The sequence below is a fragment of the Gordonia sp. NPDC058843 genome (genome assembly GCF_042743165.1).
In the GTDB taxonomy this organism is placed as follows: domain Bacteria; phylum Actinomycetota; class Actinomycetes; order Mycobacteriales; family Mycobacteriaceae; genus Gordonia.
The window spans coordinates 40,178-61,425 of record NZ_JBHYNC010000015.1 but is presented as its reverse complement, the minus strand read 5'-3'; the positions used below and the strand labels follow the sequence as shown (position 1 = coordinate 61,425).

At 67.3% G+C, this 21,248-nt stretch carries 22 protein-coding genes and 1 tRNA gene; 11 read left to right on the top strand and 12 right to left on the bottom strand.

Annotated elements, in window-relative coordinates; all coding sequences use genetic code 11:
- The first annotated feature begins 92 nt into the window (after nt 1–92).
- The gene (locus ACFW3F_RS12505; RefSeq protein ID WP_388057703.1) at nt 93–1,166 is read left to right on the top strand and encodes an ATP-binding cassette domain-containing protein; all 1,074 of its coding nucleotides are present in this window, start codon (nt 93–95) and stop codon (nt 1,164–1,166) included.
- Nucleotides 1,163–1,927, top strand: coding sequence for an ABC transporter permease (locus tag ACFW3F_RS12500; RefSeq protein ID WP_388057701.1), 765 nt, complete (start codon nt 1,163–1,165; stop codon nt 1,925–1,927). The genes ACFW3F_RS12505 and ACFW3F_RS12500 overlap by 4 nt, the downstream gene beginning before the upstream one ends.
- A 104-nt stretch (nt 1,928–2,031) precedes the next feature.
- On the opposite strand, the gene ACFW3F_RS12495 is transcribed toward ACFW3F_RS12500, so the two are convergent.
- The 3 genes from ACFW3F_RS12495 to ACFW3F_RS12485 form a co-directional block, all read right to left on the bottom strand.
- The gene (locus ACFW3F_RS12495; RefSeq protein WP_388057812.1) at nt 2,032–3,051 is read right to left on the bottom strand and encodes a beta-ketoacyl-ACP synthase 3; all 1,020 of its coding nucleotides are present in this window, start codon (nt 3,049–3,051) and stop codon (nt 2,032–2,034) included.
- A gap of 111 nt (nt 3,052–3,162) precedes the next feature.
- A complete protein-coding gene (gene pth / locus ACFW3F_RS12490) occupies nt 3,163–3,729 on the bottom strand; it encodes an aminoacyl-tRNA hydrolase (RefSeq protein WP_388057699.1) in 567 nt (188 codons plus the stop codon).
- Nucleotides 3,730–3,788: 59 nt separating this feature from the next.
- Nucleotides 3,789–4,424: a 50S ribosomal protein L25/general stress protein Ctc gene (locus tag ACFW3F_RS12485; RefSeq protein ID WP_388057697.1), complete on the bottom strand. Its 636-nt coding sequence runs from the start codon at nt 4,422–4,424 to the stop codon at nt 3,789–3,791.
- Nucleotides 4,425–4,662: 238 nt separating this feature from the next.
- Here ACFW3F_RS12485 and ACFW3F_RS12480 point away from each other — a divergent pair, with 238 nt between their 5' ends.
- Nucleotides 4,663–5,109 (top strand): limonene-1,2-epoxide hydrolase family protein, encoded by a 447-nt coding sequence (locus ACFW3F_RS12480; RefSeq protein ID WP_388057695.1) that lies wholly within the window; start codon nt 4,663–4,665, stop codon nt 5,107–5,109.
- A gap of 19 nt (nt 5,110–5,128) precedes the next feature.
- On the opposite strand, the gene arsC is transcribed toward ACFW3F_RS12480, so the two are convergent.
- From arsC to glmU, 3 genes are all read right to left on the bottom strand, one after another.
- Nucleotides 5,129–5,470, bottom strand: a complete 342-nt coding sequence (gene arsC, locus ACFW3F_RS12475; protein WP_388057693.1) for an arsenate reductase (glutaredoxin) — start codon at nt 5,468–5,470, stop codon at nt 5,129–5,131.
- A gap of 86 nt (nt 5,471–5,556) precedes the next feature.
- Nucleotides 5,557–6,534, bottom strand: coding sequence for a ribose-phosphate diphosphokinase (locus tag ACFW3F_RS12470; protein WP_388057691.1), 978 nt, complete (start codon nt 6,532–6,534; stop codon nt 5,557–5,559).
- Nucleotides 6,535–6,662: 128 nt separating this feature from the next.
- Nucleotides 6,663–8,123 (bottom strand): bifunctional UDP-N-acetylglucosamine diphosphorylase/glucosamine-1-phosphate N-acetyltransferase GlmU, encoded by a 1,461-nt coding sequence (gene glmU / locus ACFW3F_RS12465; protein WP_388057689.1) that lies wholly within the window; start codon nt 8,121–8,123, stop codon nt 6,663–6,665.
- A gap of 329 nt (nt 8,124–8,452) precedes the next feature.
- Between glmU and fabG the strand changes: the two genes are divergently transcribed.
- Together fabG and ACFW3F_RS12455 are read left to right on the top strand one after the other, a co-directional pair.
- Complete coding sequence (gene fabG, locus ACFW3F_RS12460) at nt 8,453–9,208, top strand: 3-oxoacyl-ACP reductase FabG (protein ID WP_388057687.1); 756 nt, start codon at nt 8,453–8,455, stop codon at nt 9,206–9,208.
- Between the two features lie 119 nt (nt 9,209–9,327).
- Nucleotides 9,328–9,399, top strand: a tRNA-Gln gene (locus ACFW3F_RS12455).
- A 49-nt stretch (nt 9,400–9,448) separates the two neighbouring features.
- On the opposite strand, the gene ACFW3F_RS12450 is transcribed toward ACFW3F_RS12455, so the two are convergent.
- Both ACFW3F_RS12450 and ACFW3F_RS12445 read right to left on the bottom strand, forming a co-directional pair.
- A complete protein-coding gene (locus ACFW3F_RS12450) occupies nt 9,449–10,789 on the bottom strand; it encodes an NtaA/DmoA family FMN-dependent monooxygenase (protein WP_388057685.1) in 1,341 nt (446 codons plus the stop codon).
- A complete protein-coding gene (locus ACFW3F_RS12445; RefSeq protein WP_388057683.1) occupies nt 10,786–11,958 on the bottom strand; it encodes an LLM class flavin-dependent oxidoreductase in 1,173 nt (390 codons plus the stop codon). Before ACFW3F_RS12445 ends, ACFW3F_RS12450 begins: the two co-directional genes overlap by 4 nt.
- Before the next feature lie 187 nt (nt 11,959–12,145).
- Between ACFW3F_RS12445 and ACFW3F_RS12440 the strand changes: the two genes are divergently transcribed.
- The 3 genes from ACFW3F_RS12440 to ACFW3F_RS12430 are packed head-to-tail and all read left to right on the top strand — an operon-like array spanning nt 12,146 to nt 14,060.
- Nucleotides 12,146–13,294 carry an LLM class flavin-dependent oxidoreductase gene (locus ACFW3F_RS12440; protein WP_388057681.1) on the top strand — a complete coding sequence of 383 codons (1,149 nt, stop codon included), beginning with the start codon at nt 12,146–12,148 and terminating at the stop codon, nt 13,292–13,294.
- A gap of 1 nt (nt 13,295) precedes the next feature.
- On the top strand, nt 13,296–13,493 hold the full coding sequence (locus ACFW3F_RS12435; protein WP_388057679.1) for a hypothetical protein: 198 nt from the start codon (nt 13,296–13,298) through the stop codon (nt 13,491–13,493).
- Between the two features lie 57 nt (nt 13,494–13,550).
- A complete protein-coding gene (locus tag ACFW3F_RS12430) occupies nt 13,551–14,060 on the top strand; it encodes a pyridoxamine 5'-phosphate oxidase family protein (protein WP_388057677.1) in 510 nt (169 codons plus the stop codon).
- 239 nt (nt 14,061–14,299) lie between these two features.
- On the opposite strand, the gene ACFW3F_RS12425 is transcribed toward ACFW3F_RS12430, so the two are convergent.
- The 4 genes from ACFW3F_RS12425 to ACFW3F_RS12410 are packed head-to-tail and all read right to left on the bottom strand — an operon-like array spanning nt 14,300 to nt 18,085.
- The gene (locus tag ACFW3F_RS12425; RefSeq protein ID WP_388057810.1) at nt 14,300–15,301 is read right to left on the bottom strand and encodes a glycine betaine ABC transporter substrate-binding protein; all 1,002 of its coding nucleotides are present in this window, start codon (nt 15,299–15,301) and stop codon (nt 14,300–14,302) included.
- A complete protein-coding gene (locus ACFW3F_RS12420; protein WP_388057675.1) occupies nt 15,301–16,119 on the bottom strand; it encodes an ABC transporter permease in 819 nt (272 codons plus the stop codon). Before ACFW3F_RS12420 ends, ACFW3F_RS12425 begins: the two co-directional genes overlap by 1 nt.
- The gene (locus tag ACFW3F_RS12415) at nt 16,116–17,444 is read right to left on the bottom strand and encodes an ATP-binding cassette domain-containing protein (RefSeq protein WP_388057673.1); all 1,329 of its coding nucleotides are present in this window, start codon (nt 17,442–17,444) and stop codon (nt 16,116–16,118) included. Before ACFW3F_RS12415 ends, ACFW3F_RS12420 begins: the two co-directional genes overlap by 4 nt.
- Nucleotides 17,441–18,085, bottom strand: coding sequence for an ABC transporter permease (locus ACFW3F_RS12410; protein ID WP_388057671.1), 645 nt, complete (start codon nt 18,083–18,085; stop codon nt 17,441–17,443). The genes ACFW3F_RS12415 and ACFW3F_RS12410 overlap by 4 nt, the downstream gene beginning before the upstream one ends.
- Nucleotides 18,086–18,220: 135 nt before the next feature.
- Here ACFW3F_RS12410 and ACFW3F_RS12405 point away from each other — a divergent pair, with 135 nt between their 5' ends.
- Genes ACFW3F_RS12405 through ACFW3F_RS12395 form a run of 3 tightly spaced genes read left to right on the top strand, consistent with a single transcriptional unit; the run spans nt 18,221 to nt 21,246 of the window.
- Nucleotides 18,221–18,871: a vitamin K epoxide reductase family protein gene (locus ACFW3F_RS12405; RefSeq protein ID WP_388057669.1), complete on the top strand. Its 651-nt coding sequence runs from the start codon at nt 18,221–18,223 to the stop codon at nt 18,869–18,871.
- Between the two features lie 56 nt (nt 18,872–18,927).
- Nucleotides 18,928–19,629, top strand: coding sequence for a TetR family transcriptional regulator (locus ACFW3F_RS12400; protein WP_388057667.1), 702 nt, complete (start codon nt 18,928–18,930; stop codon nt 19,627–19,629).
- A gap of 33 nt (nt 19,630–19,662) precedes the next feature.
- On the top strand, nt 19,663–21,246 hold the full coding sequence (locus ACFW3F_RS12395; protein ID WP_388057665.1) for a cation:proton antiporter: 1,584 nt from the start codon (nt 19,663–19,665) through the stop codon (nt 21,244–21,246).
- Nucleotides 21,247–21,248: the final 2 nt, after the last annotated feature.

Below are 21,248 nucleotides of genomic sequence, written 5' to 3'. Positions count from 1 at the left end.
CCGAGGCACGACGATCAGCACACGACGACGTGCGCGCACCACAGAACGCACCCGTCAACACACCATTCACGGCATCGAGAAGGGGAGTCCGCATGATCCACGCACGCGGGTTGGTCCAGGTGTTCCACACCGGCAAAGGAAAGAAGAAGCGTGAGGTGAGAGCCGTCGACGGCGTCGACCTCGACATCGCCGAAGGAGAGGTGGTCGGTTTCCTCGGTCCCAACGGAGCAGGCAAGACCACGACATTGCGCATGCTGACGACCCTCCTGCGGCCGACCGCGGGTACCGCGACGGTCAACGGCTTCGACGTGGTGGCCGACCCGGTCTCGGTCCGGCGCAGCATCGGATACGTGTCGCAGGCCGGTGGCACCTTCAGTCAGGCGCAGGCCGGCGACGAGATCGTCGACCACGGCATGCTCTACGGGCTGTCCCGGGCCGAGGCGACGCGCCGCGGCCACGCCCTGTTCTCGCAGCTCCAGCTCGACGGGCTGTGGGAGCGGCAGCCCAAGAACATGTCCGGCGGGCAGAAGCGGCGGCTCGACATCGTGATGGGACTGGTCCACGAACCGTCCCTGGTCTTCCTCGACGAGCCCACGACCGGCCTCGACCCACAGGCCCGGGCCAACCTCTGGGATCACATCCGGCGTCTGCGCACCGAGCGTGGAGCGACGGTCTTCCTCACGACGCACTACCTCGACGAAGCCGACGAACTGTCCGATCGGATCGTCATCATCGACAACGGCCGCATCGTGGCCGCGGACACCGCCGACAACCTCAAGGCACAGGTCTCCGGCGACCTGGTGGCACTCGAGGTCGCCGACCAGACGGCCGTGTCCACCGCCGCGGAGAAGCTTGCCTCGGTCACCGGCGGCAGCGGCGAGGGCCGGATCGAGGTAGACGGTCGCCACGTCCGAGGTCGGGTGCCGCGGGCCGGCCGGGCGGTTCCCGGGTTGCTGCGCGACCTCGATGCCGCGGGCATCTCGCTCGACTCCATCGAGGTCATCAGGCCGACCCTCGACGACGTGTTCCTCACCCTCACCGGCCGGTCCCTGCGCGACGCCGAGACCGAGCGCGGCGACGACATCTCCTCAGAAGCGACCGATTCCGATTCCACGTCCGACGACGTCCCGTCGGCCGAACTGCATCAGCAAGGGGCCAACCGATGACCACTTTCCTCCGCGAGAGCACGATCGTGTTCCGTCGCCAGATCCGCATGAACCTGCGCAACCCGGCCTGGGTGCTCATCGGCGTCATGCAGCCGATCCTCTATCTCGTGCTGTTCGGGCCGCTGCTCAAACCGCTCGTCGCGCAGTTCCCGGGCGGCGCGGACAATCCGTACACGTTCCTGGTTCCCGGGCTCCTCGTGCAGCTCGGCCTGTTCGGCGCACTGTTCGCCGGCTTCAGCCTCATCGGTGAATGGCGTGAAGGGGTGATCGAGGCCGAACGGGTGACGCCCGCCAGCCGCACGGCCCTGCTCACCGGCCGGCTCATGCGCGACATGCTGCAACTCCTCGTGCAGGCGCTGATCCTCGTGGTGCTGGGCTATCTCATGGGCATGCGGGGTTCGGTGATCGGCGTGGTACTCGGGATCCTGATCACGATGCTGATCGGTGGCGCGTGCGCCGCGGCGTCGAACGCTCTCGCGCTGACCACGAAGAGCGAGGACGTGATGGCGCCGCTCATCAACATGGTGATGATGCCGGTCCTGTTGCTGTCGGGCATCCTGCTCCCGATGACCCTCGGGCCGTCGTGGCTGCAGAGTCTCAGTGACTTCATGCCGTTCCGTTGGATCGTCGACGCGGTGCGCGACACCTTCTCCGGCGATCTCGCCAGTGCTCAGGTCCTGTGGGGCGTGCTCGCGTCGCTCATCCTCGCCGGCCTCGGAACCCTGTGGGGGACTTCGGTGTTCCGCAAGGAAAACGCCTGACCTGCTCCCTGAGGAGCGAGCTTGTGAGTGTTTCTGTTCCCTGAGGAGCGAGCTTGCGAGCGTCTCTGCTCCCTGAGGAGCGAGCTTGCGAGCGTTTCGAAGGGTCAGTCGAAGCTGGTGATCGACGGGGCCGGGGGCAGGGTCACGACCGCGCCGGCGTAGCTCAGGCCGGCACCGAAGCCGAGGAGCAACGCGGTCTGCCCGCCCCTGGCCTTGCCGGTCGCGAGCATCTCCTCCATGGCGAGCGGGATCGAGGCCGCCGAGGTGTTACCGGTGTTCTCGATGTCGTTCGCCATCGGCAGGTCGTCGGGGAAACCGAGGTTCTTCTTCATGAGGTCGTTGATCCGGGCGTTGGCCTGATGGGGGACGAAGACCTCGATGTCCTCGACGCCGACGCCGGAGGTCTCCAGCACGGTGGCGAGGGCCCTGGGCAGGGTGATGGCCGCCCATCGGAACACCTTGGGGCCGGCCATGGTCACCACCATGCGACCGACCGGGTCGGTCTCGGGATCCTTGTCCTGGTAGGCCTGAGCGCGATCCATGTATTCGGGGATGTCCCAGTTCTGTCCGATCGCCTCGGCATTCTCGCCGTCGCTGCCCCAGACGGTCGGCGAGATCCCGTTGTCCTCGCTCGGACCGACGACGACGGCCCCGGCGCCATCGCCGAAGATGAACGCGGTGTTGCGGTCGGTGGGGTCCATGACCACCGACATGGTCTCGACGCCGATGAGCAGGACGTACTCGGCACTGCCGGCGCGGATGGTGTCGGCAGCGACCCCGAGTCCGTAGCCGAAGCCACCACAGCCCGCGGCGACGTCATAGGCCGGGATGCCGTTCAGCCCGATGTCGGAGGCGACGATCGGCCCGCCGTGGGGGATCTTGGTCTTCCAGCTGTTGGTCGCGAGGATCAGCGCACCGATCTTGTCCTTCGCGATACCGGAGTTCGCGATGGCCCGCTCGGCAGCCGCGGCGGCCATGGACCGTGCAGACTCGTCGCCGCTGATCCAGCGGCGATTGCGGATGCCACTTCGTTCGAAGATCCACTCGTCGGAGGAGTCGAGGACCTCGCACACCTCGTCGTTGCTGACCAGGCGTCGTGGCCGGTATGCGCCGATGCCGAGCATCGAGACGTTCTGGTGTCCGGTCTTCACCGAGAGGTTGACCACTGTTGCCGATCCCTTCGCATTGCCTGCCGCAGCGATTCTAAGGCTGCGGTGCCGCCGGATTGGGTGTCCTCACCAGGCGTGCACGGTGTTCTGTGCGGACTCCAGATCCTGTCCGACTAATAGTTCGACGGCGTCGCAACCGTTGGCGACGAGGAGGTCGACCTCGCTGCGAGCCGAGGACGGGAACGGTTTCAACACGAAATCGGCGGGATCCTGGCGGCCGGGAGGCCGGCCGATGCCGATGCGCACACGCAGGTAGTCGCGTGTGCCGAGTACTTGACTGAGCGACCGCAACCCGTTGTGGCCGCCCTCGCCGCCGCCCCGTTTCAACCTGACGGCGCCGAAGTCGATGTCGAGTTCGTCGTGGACGACGATGAGATCGCCGGCGGGCACGGAGTAGAACTTCGCGAGCGGACCGATCTGACGTCCGCATTCGTTCATGTAGGTGCGCGACTTGGCCACGAGCACCGACTGGCCGCCGAGGCGCACCTCGGCGACCTCGGCGCCCGACTTCTTGTGCACCTTCCAGCGCTCGCCGGCCGAGGCGACGAGGCCGTCGGCGACCATCGCGCCGACGTTGTGCCTCGTCTTCTCGTACTTGGACCCGGGATTACCGAGTCCGACAATGATCTTCACTACTGGGGTTTTCCACTTCCGGGCGATTTCACTGTTCGACCGGGGAGTCGAGGGTCGGGTTACTCCGAGTCCTCGGCGGCTTCCTCGGTGGCCTCACCCTCGGCGCCGGCGTCCGCGGAGCCGTCGGCCTCGGACTCGGTGGCGGCGAGCTGCGCCTCGGTGACCGCGACGATGAGGGTCTCCGGATCGGCGGTGAGGGTGACGCCCTCGGGCAGGTCCAGATCGGAGGCGTGCACGGAGAGGCCGATCTCGGCACCCTCGATGCTGACGACGATCTGCTCGGGGATCGACAGGGCGTCGGCCTCGACCTCGATGACGCTGGCGTCGGAGACGACGAGGGTACCCGGCGCGGCGTCGCCTTCGACGACGATCGCGACCTCGACGGTCACCTTCTCGCCGCGGCGGACGAGGAGCAGGTCGGCGTGCTCGATGTAGTTGCGGATCGGGTGGACGTCGACCTGCTTGGTCAGCGCGAGCTGGCTGGAGCCCTCGATGTCGAGGTCGATGATGGCGTTGAGGCCGCTGTTACGCAGGATGGCGGCGAACTCGCGGGCCGGGAGGTGCAGATGCTGGGGGTCGGTGCCGTGGCCGTACAGCACGGCCGGGACCTTGCCCTCGCGACGTGCGCGACGCGCCGCGCCCTTGCCCTTTTCGGTACGGGTGCTGACGGACAGCTTGCTGGTCTGAGTGGCCATGGTGGTCTCCTCGTGATCGGTGGGTGGGTCCTGTCGGCGTCGCGACGAGCAACACCGGGCACGAGCACCGACCGCGGGCATCCACCCGCCCGAAGGGCGTGAAGAGTACTGCGATGGCCGCGCCGATCACGGTGACTGGGTCACCCTCGCCGAGACAACGGCGATCAGAGTAGTCGATGACCTGCCGGGATGTCACATCGCCCGCCCGTATCCGCCGGCTCGGGGATACTGGTCTGCCATGACCTCACAGACGCCGATCGAGATCGTGACGACCCTGCTGACCGAGTTCGCGCGGGGCGATGTACCCGCCGCACTGGAGACCATCGACGACGACATCGCCTACACCAACGTCTCGCTGCCGACGATCCGTGGGAAGCGGAAGGTGGCCGGGGTCCTGGGCGGCGTGGCGGACAAGGAGTCGGTGGGCTTCAACTACCGGATGATCAACGCCAGTGCCGACGACGCAGGTGTGGTGCTGACCGAGCGGGTCGACGAACTGCGGTTCGGCCGGTTGCACCTCCAGTTCTGGGTGTGCGGTCGGTTCGAGGTTCGCGAGGGCCGGATCACGGTGTGGCGCGACTACTTCGACTACTTCGACATGACCAAGGCGCTGGTGCGGGGTGTCGCGGCGCTGGCCGTGCCCTCGGTGCAGCGACCGCTGCCCGCGCCGGTGTTGTCGGCCTGACCCGCGCCACCACCGGTGCTCAGAGGATCTCGTCGAGCTTCTCGATGGGCCGGGGAATGCGAGTTCCCTTGTCGGTCACGACGATCGGACGCTCGACGAGGATGGGGTGTTCGGCCATCGCGTCGAGGATCTGCTCGTCGGAGGCCGACGCGAGATCCAGCTCCTTGTACAGCGCTTCGCGTTTGCGGACGGCCTGCGCGGGCGTGATCCCGGCGGCGGCGAACAACTCGACGAGTTGTTCGCGGCTGTACGGCTCGTCGAGATATTTGACGACGGTCGGCTCGACGCCGGCGTCGCGCAGTGCCTGCAACGCCTTTCGCGAGGTCGAGCACTTCGGGTTGTGATAGATCGTCGCGTCCACGGGACATACCGTACCCCGGTGGGGCGACACGGTGCCCGAGCGTGACGAAGGGCCCGGCGAGAACCTCTCGCCGGACCCTTCGAGGATCAGGCGATGCCGTCGAACAGGCTTGTGACCGAACCGTTTTCGAAGACCTCGCGGATCGTCTGAGCGAGCAGCGGGGCGATCGAGAGGACCGTGAGGTTGGCGAATCGCTTCTCGTCCGGGATCGGCAGGGTGTCGGTCGCGATGACCTCTTTGGCCCCGCAGTTCGCGAGCCGCTCGGCCGCCGGGTCCGAGAACACGCCGTGGGTGGTGGCGATGATGACGTCGCCGGCACCCGCGTCCTTGAGAACGCGCACCGCGCCGGCGATGGTGCCACCGGTGTCGATCATGTCGTCGATCAGGATGCAGGTGCGCCCGTCCACCTCGCCCACCACGCGATTGGACTTGACCTGGTTGGGCACGAGCGGGTCCCGGGTCTTGTGGATGAACGCCAGCGGCGCGCCGCCGAGGGTGTCGGCCCATTTCTCGGCGACACGCACGCGGCCGGAGTCGGGGGAGACCACGGCGATGTTGTCGGTGCCGTACTTGCCCCGGATGTACTCGGCGAGCTGCCCCTGAGCGTGCATGTGATCGACGGGGCCGTCGAAGAATCCCTGGATCTGGTCGGTGTGCAGGTCGACGGTGATGATGCGGTCGGCGCCCGCGGTCTTGAGCAGGTCGGCGATGAGGCGAGCCGAGATGGGCTCACGGCCGCGGTGCTTCTTGTCCTGGCGGGCGTAGGGGTAGAACGGCAGGATCACGCTGATGCGCTTTGCCGAGCCGCGCTTGAGCGCGTCGATCATGATGAGCGCCTCCATGACCCACTGGTTCAGTGGGTAGGGGCAACTCTGCAGGACGAAGGCGTCCGAGCCGCGAACCGACTCTTCGAAGCGGACGAACAGCTCGCCGTTGGCGAAGTCGCGGGCGGTCTGCGGGGTGACCTTGATGCCCAGTTCATCGGCGACTGCTTCGGCGAGTTCGGGATGGGCACGACCAGAGAACAGCATCAGGTTCTTCTGGTTGTCAGTGGTCCAGGTCATGAAAACTCTTCTGCTCGTGTCGTTCCGGATCGGTCGGGCTGCCTGCCGCGGGCGGCAGATCGTGCACTGCCGCGGGCGGCAGGGTCGAACACTGCCGCGGGCGGCAGGGTCGAACGCGGGTCGGGTTGTCAGGCCGTCCCGGGGTCGTTGTCGCGTGCCTCGAGGGCCGCGCGCGCCGCCGCGGTGTCGGGCCGCTTGCGCACGACCCAGTCCTCGATGACGCGTTGTTCTCCCGCCGAGACCGCGAGGGCTCCCGGCGGTACATCTTGCCGCACGACGGTTCCGGCGCCGGTGTACGCCCCGTCGCCGACGTTGACCGGGGCGACGAACATGTTGTCCGAGCCTGTCCGGCAGTGATCACCGATCACCGTGCGGTGCTTGGCCACCCCGTCGTAGTTGACGAAGACACTCGACGCGCCGATGTTGGAGTGCTCGCCGATGGTGGCGTCGCCGACGTAGGTGAGGTGCGGGATCTTGGACCCGTCGCCGATGGTGGCGTTCTTGGTCTCGACGAAGGTACCGATCTTGCCTGCGAACCCGAGAGCCGTTCCGGGCCGTAGGTAGGCGAACGGGCCGACGGTGGCGTCGGCGCCGATGACGGCGTCGCTGCCGTGCGTCCGGATCACCTGTGCACCCGTTCCGACGGTGACGTCGGTGAGGGTGGTGTCGGGTCCGATCACGGCGTCGGCGGAGATGTGTGTGCGGCCGTGCAGCTGGGTGCCCGGCTCGATGTGCGCGTCGGCCTCGATCGTGACGTCGATGTCGATCCACGTGGTGGCGGGGTCGACGACGGACACGCCGTCGAGCTGATGACGTCGGATGATGCGCCGGTTGAGTTCGGCGCCGAGCGCAGAGAGCTGAACGCGGTCGTTGCAGCCGGCCACGAGCACCGGATCGGCGACCGTGTGGCCACGAACCGCCCGGCCCTCGGCGCGGGCGATCTCGACGATGTCGGTGAGGTAGTACTCGCCCTGCACGTTGTCGGTCGACAGCTTCGACAGACCGACGCGCAGCGCGGCGGCGTCGAAGGCGTACACGCCTGCGTTCACCTCGGTGATCGCACGCTGCTCGGGGGATGCGTCCTTGTGTTCGACGATCGCGGTGACGGCGTCCCCGTCGCGGATGATGCGGCCGTATCCGGTCGGGTCGTCGGCGACGAAGCTGGTCAGCGTGACGGCGGCGCCGCCGTCGGCGAGGTGGGTGTGCACGAGCGCGCGAAGGGTGTCGCCGTCGAGCAGGGGCACGTCGGCGGCGGTGACGACGACGGTGCCGTCGAAGTCGTCGGGGAGCCCGCCCAGTCCGACCCGGGCGGCGTCGCCGGTTCCGCGCGGCGAGTCCTGTTCGGCGATGCCGACCTCGACTCCCAGGAGGGCGCTGATCTCACCGATGGCCGCCGCGACCCGTTCGCGTTCGTGGCTGACGACCGCGACCAGATGCTCGGGGTCGATGCCCGCCGCGCCGTGCAGCGCGTGGCCGACGAGTGACCGCCCGCCGATGGTGTGCAGGATCTTCGGGGTCGTGGACTTCATGCGGGTACCGGCGCCCGCGGCCAGGACGATCACGGCCACGGAAGGCGACGTTCCCGTCATCGAATGCCCACCCTCTTCCTGATCGGTGACTGCACGATCATGTCTGCTCGACGGTGCCCGGCGGAGGTCGCTGACCCAGCCCGCGGTCGCACGTCGGGTGCGATCCTACGCATCAGCGCCCGGTGGCCGAAATGCAGCGCGCTGTTTGTGGCGGATCCTCGCGACCGGGCCTGATAGAACACATAGGGACCGCGAACGCCGAGCGATCAATCGGTAGAACCTGCCGTTGTCTGAGTCGGCAGTCACTGACGGATCAGGGTGGGTGCGGGAGACGAAACCATGCGCGCCGGAGTTGTCCGGTTCGTGAAACGACCACACGGAGGTAGTGAATGAGCACGCAGAAGACGGCGATCGTCACCGGAGCCGCACGGGGGATCGGCGCAGCCGTGGCCAAGCGTCTGGCCGACGACGGGTTGGCGGTGGCCGTTCTGGACCTCGACGCCGACGCATGCGCCGACACGGTCAAGGCCATCACGGATGCCGGCGGAAAGGCCATCGCGGTGGGCGCCGACGTCGCCGACGAGGCCTCGGTGAATGCTGCGGTGGAGAAGGTCGTCGCCGACCTCGGCAAGCCGACGGTCGTCGTCAACAACGCGGGCATCACCCGCGACAACCTGCTCTTCAAGATGACCGTCAACGACTGGGACGCCGTCATGGCCGTGCACCTGCGCGGCGCGTTCAATGTCACCAAGGCCGCCCAGAAGTACATGGTCGAGGCGGAGTGGGGGCGCATCGTCAACCTCTCGAGCACCTCCGCGCTCGGTAACCGCGGCCAGGTCAACTACTCGGCGGCGAAGGCCGGGATGCAGGGCTTCACCAAGACCCTCGCAATCGAGCTCGGTCGGTTCGGCGTGACCGCGAATGCCATCGCGCCCGGATTCATCGAGACCGAGATGACCGCCGCCACCGCCGAGCGCGTCGGCGTGCCGTTCGAGGACTTCAAGCGCGCAGCGGCGGGTCAGATCCCGGTCAACCGTGTCGGCGTGCCCGAGGATATCGCCCATACCGCGTCGTTCTTCATCAGCGAAGGTGCCGGCTTCGTGTCCGGGCAGGTCGTCTATGTGGCCGGTGGCCCGAAGGACTGATCACTTCCACACGTCCACTCGACTGCCAGACCTCGGTCGACGTCTGGCAGTCGGGTTGACGTCGAGTGGTCACCTGGCGTGAGTGCCCGCAGGCTGTGGCACAATCGTCAGCGCAGTGATCCGCCATGGTGTAATCGGCAACACTCCTGATTTTGGTTCAGGCATTCTAGGTTCGAGTCCTGGTGGCGGAGCTCATGAGTCGAGGCGCGGTCGCGCCCTCCGGCGCAGTCCTGGCGAGGCTCATCGCGCCGGACGCGCCAGCCCGAGATTGTCTCGCAGCGTGGTGCCCTCGTAGTCGGTGCGGTACACGCCCAACTCCTGCAGGACCGGCACCACCTCGTCGACGAACCGGTCGAGTCCGCCGGGCACGATGTGCGGCACCAGGATGAAACCGTCGGCGACGTCGGCCTGCACGAAGTCGTTGATCGTGTGCGCGATCGTCTCGGGGGAGCCGACGAACGACTGGCGGCCGGTGACCTCGATGATGAGCTCGCGCGTCGTCAGGTTCTTCGCCTCGGCCAGGTCGCGCCATTCGCGCGCGACGGCGACCGGGTCGCGGTGCATGCGCACGCTGGCGCGTCCCTTGGCGACGGTGTTCTCGCCCGGAACCGGATCCACCTGCGGCAGCGGACCGTCCGGGTCGTGATTGGAGAGATCGCGATTCCACAACTGCTCGAGGAACTTGATCGCCGTCTGCCCGCTGACCTGTTGCAGGCGCACCTCGTGGGCGAGTTCGGCCGCCTGCGCGTCGTCGTCGCCGACGACGAAGGTCGCTGCGGGCAGCACCAACAGTTCGTCGGGGCGCCGGCCATAGGAGTCGAGGCGCCGCTTGACGTCGGTGTAGAACGCCCGGCCGGCGTCGTAGGTGGCGTGCCGGGAGAAGATCGCGTCGGCGGTGGCGGCCGCAAACTCCCGGCCCTCGTCGGAGTCCCCGGCCTGGAAGATCACGGGCCGTCCCTGTGGCGGGCGAGGAGTCGGGAAGTGCCCGCGTATCTCGAACTGCGAACTGGTGAAGTCGAATTCACCAGCGTCGGGACGTGCGAGGAACTGACCGCTCGCGGCATCGGCGACGACGTCGTCGTCGCGCCACGAGTCCCAGAGGGTCGCGGCGGCGGTGAGGAATTCTTTGGCGCGTGCATACCGCTGGTCCTCGGGCAGGTAGCCGCCCCGGCGGAAGTTCTCGCCGGTGAACTCGTCCCACGAGGTCACCACGTTCCACGCCGCGCGTCCGGCGGACAGATGGTCGAGGGTGGCGAATTGTCGTGCGACGTCGACCGGTTCGTTGAAGGTCGAGTTGATGGTGCCGGTCAGACCGAGGTGGGTGGTCACCGCGGCCAGGGCGGACAGGACGGTGAAGGTGTCGGGTCGTCCGACCACGTCGAGGTCGTAGATCAACCCGTTCTGCTCACGGAGCCGCAATCCCTCGGCGAGGAAGAAGAAATCGAACTTCCCGCGCTCGGCGGTCTGTGCGAGATGGACGAACGAGTCGAACTCGATCTGACTGCCCGACTCGGGATCGCTCCACACCGTGGTGTTGTTGACCCCGGGGAAGTGTGCGGCGAGATGCACCTCTTTGGTCATGCGACGCCTGCCTTTCCGGTGGCGAAACGGTTGGCCGGCCGCGGCAGGCCGAGATGTCCCCGCAGCGTCAGCTCGGTGTACCTGTCACGGAATCGGTTGCGGTGCTGCAGTTCCGGTACGACCTCCCGGGTGATCGCGTGTAGGTCCTCGGACAGGGCGGCCGGGTGGAGTCGTATTCCGCTGATTCCCTCCACCCCTGCCCAGCGTTCGATCTCATCGGCGAGCCCGGTGGGGGTTCCGACGACGACAGCAGTGTCGGGAGTAAACGGTTCACCCGCCCATTCGTCGAGTTGCGCGCGGCGGTCCTCCGCCTCCGAGACGGTCGTGGCGAGTACGACGAACAGGTCGACGAACAGCAGCGCGGGGTCGGCGATCTCGCGTCCGGCGTCGGAGTGGGCGGTGCTCACCGCGTCCACCGCACGCACGGCGTCGTCGACGTCTCGAGGGCTGATGAACCCGAGATCGGCGCCGCGGCCGATCACCCGCAGGTCGGTGGGGTGTCCGCCGGTCGCCGCGATCAGGGGGCGGCCCTGGGGCGGTCGCGGCGTGATGGCGGGACCGCGTACCGAGAAGTGGTCCCCGGCGAAGTCGATGTAGTGCAGCTTGTCTCGGTCGATGAAGCGACCGGTCGCGACGTCGCGGATCTCGGCGTCGTCCTCCCAGGAATCCCAGAGCAACCCGAGCACGGTCGCGAAGTCGAGGGCCTCGGAGGCGAGGTCGGCGAGCACGGCCGGATCGTCGGGGAACCGTCGTCGCCCGAACAGCGCGGCCTCGTCCGGGTCCGCGGTCGTGCGCAACACGACCCCGGCCCGCCCGTTGCTCACGTAGTCGAGCGTCGCGATCGCCTTGGAGACGTGGAACGGCTCGGTGTGGGTGACCGTCGCCGTGGGGAGCAGTCCGATGGAACGGGTCGTGGGTGCGAGGCGGGAGGCCAGCAGGACCGAATCAAGTCCGCCACTCGCCCGGTCGGTCCCCGGATGGCCGCGGTGCAGGGCGAACGAGTCTGCGAGGGTGACGAAATCGAGCAGTCCCGCCTCCGCCTCGGCGATGAGTCGCTGCCAGTGAGCCGCAGTCGTCAGCTGGTGTGCCTCGGCTCCGGGCGCCCGCCACGAGCCCGGATGCGCTCCGGAACCGTCCAGCGTCACAGCGAGGTGCACGTGCTCGGCCATCGCGGCCTCCCTCAGTCGTGTCGGTCGATGTCTGTCCCTGACTCGAACGGCGGAGCACGGACGAGGGATTCCGGAGGTTGGTCATCGGATCGGGGTGGGCCAAACCCTTCCGACATTCCACCGACCACGGTTCGGTGGTCAGGATGAGGTGCGTTCGGCGTAGGGCTCGAGGCAATCGGGGAGCGACATGACGGAAATCGAACCGGAATCGATACCGCTGTCGGTGCTCGACCTCGCCCCCGTCACCGAGGGCAGTGACGCCGCCACCGCGGTGCGCCGCAGCGTCGAGCTTGCTCAGCGCGCCGAGCGCCTCGGTTACCGACGGTTCTGGCTGGCCGAGCATCACTTCGTAGCAGTGGCCAGTTCGTCGACGACCACACTCATCGGGCTGATCGCCGGTGCGACCGAGTCCATCCGCGTGGGGTCGGCGGCGGTCCAGAGCGGGCTACACACCCCGGTGTCGATCGTGGAGGCGTTCGGGACCATCGACGCGCTGTACCCCGGCCGGTTGGACCTGGGTCTGGGGCGCTCCGCTCAACGTCGCACCGAGCTGGCGACGGCCGACCGGCAATCCGCACCTCGCGAGCCCGCACCCCGACAGCCCGACGAGATCATCGACGGTCTGCTCATCCCGACGCCGTTCCCCGTCGAGTCGATACTGAATGCACCGCGGGTCGTCGCCGCGTTCGAGGCGTCGCAGTTCGACGGTGCGTCACCGCCGGACTTCGACGACGCCGTCGGCGACGTCCTCGCGCTTCTCTCAGGTGAGTTCGACCACCACGACGTCGAACTGACCGCGGTGCCCGGACGTGGTGCGGACGTGGCGGTCTGGATCTTCGGGAGCAGCAAGGGGCAGAGCGCTCAGACCGCAGGTGCGCGCGGGTTGCCGTTCGTCGCCAACTACCACGTCAGTCCGAGCACGGTCCTCGAGGCCGTCGAGGCATATCGCAGCGCGTTCCGTCCGTCGTCGGTCCTGGCCGAGCCCTACGTCGTCGTGTCCGCGGACGTCGTTGTCGCCGAGGATGAGCCGACCGCGCGTCATCGCGCGTCCACCTACGGACATTGGGTGCACGGCATCCGCAGCGGGGCCGGCGCGCAACCGTATCCCGATCCGGACACCGCGCGTCCCCTCGACGACGATGCGCGCGTCCTCGTCGACGATCGCGTGCGCACCCAGTTCGTCGGTGACCCCGAAACCGTCGTGGACGGGCTGCGGACGCTCGCTCGGGTGACCGGCGCCGACGAGTTACTGGTCACCAGCGTCACCCACGATTTCGACCATCGGCTGGCATCGCACGAATTGCTGGCTGCCGCATGGGGATTACGGGGGAGGTGACGTGACCGGTTTCGCGGCAGAGGGTTACGGGCGACGTACGGGTGTACGGGGGTCGATGAAGGCGCTGTTCGTCGGCATCGGACGCCGTGTCGACGTCGATCTCCTCGCCGCCGGCGCGGCTCTCCATCCCGAGGCGCCGCCGCTGGGTCTGCCGCTCGAGACAGCAAGAACGGCAGGGTCCGACAGTCGCTTGAGGTGACACCATGGGTTCTCGGCGTCGAGGGTCGGCGCCGACGAACCGATGAGGACGACCCCAATGCGTGAAACACCGGACGAACTCCGCGGACTCCAGACGCTCCTCGACGACTCCCTGTCTCGCTCGACGGACCATCTACGGTCGATCATCAGCAGCGAGAACACCGTCGATGCAGCACGATTGACCGAGATCCTGACCGGCATGCGGGTGCTGGCACTCTCGACGGTGACCGCGTCGGGGGAGCCGAGGATCAGCGCGGTCGACGGGCACTTCCTCCACGGTAAGTGGGTCTTCGGGACAGCGCGCACCGCGGCGAAGGCCCGACACCTCGCCGCCCGCCCGGCCGCCAGCGTCGCGCACATCCAGGGGGAGGAACTCGGGGTCTTCACGCACGGGACCGTCGAGATCCTGAATCCGCTGGACGGTCCTCGCGCAGATGACTGGCCCGAGCTGGTGGCGCACTTCAAGACGATCTACGGCGACGACGCCTTCGACTGGGACACCGAGGTCGTCTACTTCAGATTGCACCCGCACTGGATGACGGTGTTCGCACCGAACCAACCCCGTTGACTGTGCGTCGTAATCCGTCGACTGTGCGTCTCAATCCGTTGACTGTGCGTCGCGATTGATCGAGTGTGCGTTCGAGCCCTCCGCTGCGGGAGTGGATCAGGCTCGACTACCTCGGATCCGGTGGCGAGTCGACGGGATCGGCGCACAGTCGACGGGATTGGGCGCACGGTCGACGGTTCTGGGCGCACGGTCGACGGCATCTGGCGCACAGTCGACGGGATCGGACGCACGGTCGACGCTCAGTCCACCGGGACGATGAACCCCTCGTCCTTCAGCCAGTTGTAGGCGACGTCGGAGGGATCGGCGCCGTCGATGTCGATGAGCCCGTTGAGCTCCTGCATGAGCTCGTCGGTGAGCTTCGCCGACACCGGTGCCATGAGTTCGGCGATCTCCGGGTTGGCCTCGTTGACGCCGGTGCCCACCACGAGGCATCCGCTGTAGGGCAGGAAGAACTTCTTGTCGTCCTCCAGGACGACGAGGTCGAGGTTCTTGATGCGACCGTCCGTGGAGTAGACCATGCCGAAGTTGCAGGGTTCGCTTCGTGCGGTCGAGGTGTAGACCACGCCGGAATCCATGGTGGTCACGTTGCCCTTGGGCACTCCGCCGGGGGCGTCGAGCGGGATGTCGTAGGCCTGCAGCATGGGGATGAAACCGTCTGCACGTGAGAGGAACTCGTCGTTGATGCAGAAGGTGCGCTCGGACTCGGGCAGCTTGGCGATGTCGGACATCTTGGTGACGTTCAGCCGCTCGGCGGTGGGCGACGACGCGGCGAAGGCGTAGGTGTTGTTGAACGACGAGGGCGGCAGCCACTCGACACCGTTGGCGCGTTCGGCGTCGCGGACCCGTTCATACAGCTGCTGGGGGTCGGCGATGGTCTCCGTCTCACCGAGGTAGGTCTGCCACGCGGTGCCGGTGTACTCCCAGACGATGTCGGCGTCGCCGTTGAGAACCGCCTGTCGCGAGGACATCGAACCCGGCGCGTTGGTGAGATCATCCACGTCGGCTCCGGCGGCCGCCAGGTAGGTCGCGGTGATCTTGCCGAGCAGGACCTGTTCGGTGAAGTTCTTCGACGTGACCGCGACCGACGTCCCCTCGAGCGGACGTTCGCCGCCGGGTAGGGACGCGGGACGGAACGTTCCGGACGAACTGACCAACCCGCAGGCAGACAGGACCAGCACCAGGGCGGCCGACGAGGCGAGGATCGCCAGTACACGCGAGCGGGCCTTGTTCGACCGTGTCATCATGCGATCCCCCGGGGGGTGGCAGCGAGTTCTACGAGGCGACCGAGCCAGTCGATCGTCATGGCGAGCAGGGCGACCAGGATCGCGCCCGACACCAGCAGCTTCGGCAGGAACAGGGTGATCCCGGTGGTGATGAGCGTGCCCAGGCTGTTCGCGCCGATGAACGTGCTGAGGGTCGCGGTACCGACGAGGATGACCAAGGCGGTGCGCACACCGTTGAGGATGACCGGCACGGCCAGGGGGAGCTCGACCTGGACGAGGGTGCGAATGGCGGACAGGCCGATACCTCGAGAGGCCTCGACCGTCCGTTGATCGACCTGTCGCAGACCGACGATGGTGTTCTGCAGGATCGGGAGCACCGCGTAGACGACCAGACCGACGACGGCGGTGTTGAAACCGGTACCGAGCCAGAAGGTGAACAGCACCAGGAGCCCGATGGCCGGTGCCGCCTGTCCGATGTTGGCGATGTTGATCGCGATGGGGTTGAGCCATTTCAGCGACGGCCGGGTGAGCGCGATGCCCAGCGGAATCGCGATCAGGACGACGATCACCGTGGCGACCAGGGTGAGCTGGATGTGATCGAGAATGGTGGCACGCAGTGCGGGCCACGACATCGACGCGCTCTCGGTGCTGGTGAACGTGGTGTTCGCGTACCAGATGACGAAGCCGACACCGACGACCACGATCACCAGCGGTTCGAACCACACGTCGATGGGGATGCGGGCGAGCCGACGACGAAAACCGTTGGGGACCGATTCCGGTGCAGGTGCTTTCGCGGTTTCGGTGATCTGCGCCTCTTCGGCGATGAATCCCGTCACCGGTCGGCGCTCGTCTCGGGCGCCCCCACCGGCGCGGTGCCGGCGTCGGTGGCGTGCTCCAGACCGGGTTCGTCGTCGGCCGCGACGACCGGGGTCTCGACCGGAGCCGATCCGTCCGCGTGGTCCAGGTAGCCGACCTGATCGTCGTCGTCGCGTACGGTCGCGAGCTGTCCTCGGATGGCCTCCATCACCGACGCGATGTTCAGCGCTCCGACAACCGCGCCCCGACCATCGGTGACGAGGACGCCGCCCTGGCTGGTGGCGAGCATCGAGTCCAGAGCGTCGTTCAGCGTCGAGGACTTGGCGACGACGGGGAGTCGGGGGTCGAGGTAGTCGGAGATCTCCGGCTTGGCGCGGATCTCCTCGACCGACGGCCATGCGCGCGGGCGGTCGTGCTGATCGACCACGGCGACCCAGTCCTCGCCGGCCGCCTTCGCGCGGCTCACCACGGCGCCGGACGGTTCCCCGACGCGAGCGGTGATCACCTGCTTGATGTCGACGTCGCGGACGCGGGTGAGGGTGAGGTGGGCGAGTGTCGCACCCGAACCCACGAACTCCTCGACGAACGGACTCGCCGGGTTGGCCAGGATCTCCTCCGGGGGAGCGAACTGCTCGATGTGGCCGCCCTCGGAGAGGATCAGCACCTTGTCGCCGAGCTTGGTCGCTTCCTCGAAGTCGTGGGTGACGATGACGATGGTCTTGGCCAGCTCGTGCTGGATCGCGATCAGTTTGTCCTGCAGGCGGGCTCGGGTGATGGGGTCGACGGCGCCGAAGGGCTCGTCCATCAGCAGGACCGGCGGGTCCGCGGCGAGTGCGCGTGCCACGCCGACACGTTGCTGCTGACCGCCCGACATGTCCTTGGGGAGACGGTCGGCGAACGTTGCCGCGTCCAGACCGACGAGGTCGAGCAGATACTCGGTGCGCTCGTCGATGCGCTTCTTGTCCCACTTGAGGATTCGCGGGATCGCGCCGATGTTCTTGCTCACCGACCAGTGCGGGAACAGACCTCCGGACTGGATGACGTAGCCGATCGACTGGCGCAGCCTGTCCGGGTTCTCCGCGGTGACGTCGCGGCCGCCGATGAAAATGCGTCCCTCGGTGGGTTCGATGAGGCGGTTGATCATCTTGAGCGTCGTCGTCTTGCCACATCCGGACGGGCCGACGAAGGCTACGATGTCTCCGGCGTCGATCTCCAGGTCGAGTCGCGCGACGGCCGGCGTGGAGGTTCCGCGGTAGCGCTTCACCACACCGTCGAGCCGGATGGACTCGCCGGTGACGTTGCGGTTGTTGCCGTTCGGCGCGGACGTGGTGGCGGAGTCGGTCATGAGAGTCCCTTGGAGATGGTGAGGCGGCCGAGCAGAACCAGGAGAGCGTCGAAGACGAGGGCGATGATGACGATGAGAATCGTTCCGGCGAGCGCCATCTCGAGAGCGTTGGCGCCGCCGAGGCGGGACAGGCCGTTGAAGATCAGTGACCCCAGGCCGGGTCCGAGAACATAGGCGACGATCGCCGCGACTCCGACGATCATCTGGGTCGACACGCGGATACCGGTCAGGATCACCGGCCAGGCGATCGGCAACTCGACGGTGAGCAGGATTCGCCACCTCGAAAGTCCGATGCCGCGGGCGGATTCGATGACGGACGGCGGTACGGATCGCAAACCCACCACCGCATTGCCGATGACCGGCAGCGTGGCGAAGAAGGCGAGCATCAGAAACGACGGCGTCACACCGAGTCCGAAGGGCACGATCAACAGCGCCAGCAGGGCCAGCGACGGAATGGTCAGCGCCACACGGCTCGACGTCAGTGTCAGCGCACTCGCCAGCGGGAGTCGGTAGACGACGGCGGCGATGAGAATGGCCGCGGCCGTACCGACGAGCACCGTCTGGAACGACAGCGACGCGTGCTGATAGGTCAGAAAAGTGAGTGATCGTGCGTTCTCGCTGAGGTAATCCCACAATTGCACTGTCGGTGTCCCATCCCCGGTGTCTGGCTCGACATTACGCACGGATGAACGCGACTGCCGACATTTGGACCGATCCATTGTGACTTTCACGCGTCGTGGGTCGAACTCCGCTCGACGCGGTGCCATCCTGGACGGGTGAGTGAGAGTGCGCTGACCAGCTCGGAGGCCGGACCAGACGACGATCGGGTCCACCTGGCCGAGGCCGTGCGTTCCTGGACGCGGATCGTCGCCTGGTTGCTGAGCGTCGGCGGGGCCGTCGGCTTCGTCGCGGCGTTCGTGCTGACCGTGGAGCGATTCGAGCTGGCCGCCGACCCCGACTACGTGCCCTCCTGCAACTTCAATCCGGTGTTGAGCTGCGGTTCGGTGATGGCCGAGCCGCAGGCGGCGCTCTTCGGTTTCCCCAACCCGCTGCTCGGCATCGCCGGTTTCGCGGTCGCGATCACCACCGGGATGGCGCTGCTGGCCGGCGCCCGCCTCGCCGGGTGGTACTGGGCGGGGCTGCAGGTCGGGGTCACCGCGGCCATGGTGTTCATCGGATGGCTCGTCTACTCGAGCCTCTACTCGATCGGCGCGCTGTGTCCGTACTGCACGGTCGTGTGGGCGGTCACCCTGCCCATCTTCGTCATCGTCAGTGTGCGCAACGCCCACGCGAGTGGTCTCACCTCGCGCTCGCGCCTTGCGCTGGCTCTCGCACGCAACCACGCCCCGATTCTCGTAGCGGCTGTGGGGCTCGTGATCGTGCTGATCGCGGTGCGCTTCTGGTCGTACTGGTCGAGCCTGTACTGAACACCGGCTTCGCGGGACCGTTCGTGATCTGGGGCGTCTCGCCCTACGCTGGGCCCATGGCTATCGGGCGTCCATCGGAGGGTTCGGCCGAGGTGCAGCGTGCGCCCCGGGCACGGATGACGGGCGCGCAGCGACGGTTGCAGCTCATCGAAGTCGCTCGCGGATTGTTCGCCGAGCGGGGTTTCGAGGGCACGTCGATCGAGGAGATCGCACAGCGGGCCGGCGTCTCGAAGCCGATCGTGTACGAGCACTTCGGCGGCAAGGAAGGGTTGTACGCGGTCGTCGTCGACCGCGAGATGGAGACCCTGCTGGAGATGGTGACGTCGTCGCTGTCGAAGAACCGGTCGCTCTACCGCATCCAGCAGGTCGCGCTCGCTCTGCTGACGTACATGGAGGAGCGGACGGACGGCTTCCGCATCCTGGTCCGCGGTGACAGCACCGCCAGCACGGACGAGACAGCGACGTACTCGAGTCTTCTGAACGACGCGATCAGCCAGGTCGAGCACATTCTGGCCAACGACTTCGAACGACGCGGTTTCGATCCCGCTCTCGCCCCGCTCTATGCCCAGGCGCTCGTCGGGATGGTGTCGGTCACCGCGCAGTGGTGGCTCGACGTCCGTGAGCCGTCGAAGGAGGTCGTGGCGGCCCATCTGGTCAACCTGTGCTGGAACGGGCTCACGCGACTCGACCCCGATCCCGCACTCGTCGGGCCCGATTACGTGGAATCCCAGAGGCGTTCCAGGGCCGACGACGCCTGACCGGCCGAACATCGCATTCGACTGAGGCTTCGCATGGAGACCGTCGGCATCTACCTGGTCGTGATCTTCGGGTGCGGCTTCCTTGCGCGCGCGGTGCGCCTGCCGACCCTCGTCGGCTATCTCGCCGCCGGGTTCATCCTGCACGCACCGGGAATCGACGAATTACCGATCGTCGACACCATGGCCGAGCTGGGCGTGACGATCCTGCTGTTCACCATCGGGCTCAAGCTCGACGTGCGGATGCTGCTCCGGCGCGAGGTGGTCGTCACGACGGCGGTGAACCTCTTGGTCATCCTCGGTCTCACAATGGGTTTCCTGGGCATCCTGGGCGCCGTCGGGGTGCGGATGCTCGCCGGCGAGGGCTGGGAGACCCTGGCGCTATTGGGTTTTGCGCTGTCCTTCTCGAGCACGGTGTTCGTCGTCCAGGTGCTCGACGAGCGCTCGGAGTCGCATTCCCTCTACGGCCGGATCGCCATCGGTGTCCTCGTCCTCCAGGACATCGTCGCCGTCGTCTATCTGACTGCGATGCAGGGCGAACCGCCGAGCCCGTGGGCGCTCGCCCTCGTCCTGCTGATCCCCGGCGCGTGGATCGTCCGCCGGCTGTGGAACACCCTCGGTCACGGCGAGTTGCAGACGCTGTTCGGGATCGTCATGGCTCTCGTGCCCGGTTACTGGCTCTTCGAATCCGTCGGCGTGAAAGGCGATTTCGGCGCGATGGTCGTCGGCGTGCTGCTGGCTTCGCATCCACGCGCGGGGGAGTTGTCGCGCACGCTGTTCGGTTTGCGCGAGCTCCTCCTGGTGGGGTTCTTCGTGTCGATCGGTCTGCACGTCACACCCACGACCGAGACGGTCCTGCTCGGCCTGCTCCTGATCGTTCTCCTGCCGCTCGAGGGTGCGGTGTACACGCTCGTCCTCTCTCTGTTCGGCCTGCGTCGCCGGACGTCGATCCTGACCGGACTGGCGCTGGCCAACTTCTCGGAGTTCGGGCTGATCGTGATCGCCACCGGTGTGGGGGCGGGGATGATCGGCGAGGACTGGCTCGTGGTGACGTCGGTGGCAGTGGCGGGGAGCTTCGTGTTCTCCACGCTCGTCAATCGCCGCGGCTCCGGCCTGGTGACCCGGTTGTCGGCGTTCGTCCCGACCACCGCCGCCGCCCGTGCCCACCCCGACGACGCCCCGATCGTGCTGGCGCCTGCGCGCGTACTCGTCCTCGGTATGGGCCGCGTCGGGCACTCGGTGTACGAGCGGCTCGTCGATGAATACGGCCTCCCGGTGATCGGAGTGGAGAACGATCCGCTCAAGGCGAGCGAACTGGCCGAGCGGGGAGTCCGGGTGCTCGACGCCGACGCCACCGAGACCGACTTCTGGGACCGTGCGGTCGGCGTCGACGAACTCGAACTGCTCGTCCTCGCGATGCCCTTCCACGGTTCGAACCTGGTGGCGCTCGAACGGATCGAGGAACTCGGGGTCACCGGCACGATCGCCGTCGTCGCGCAGTACGACGACGAACGCGACGAACTGCTCCAGCGCGGGGCGGACGTTGCGTTCCACATCTACGAGGGCACCGGCGTCGGACTCGCCGACGCGGCGGCGGAGGCCGCCGGGCTGGAACGATGACA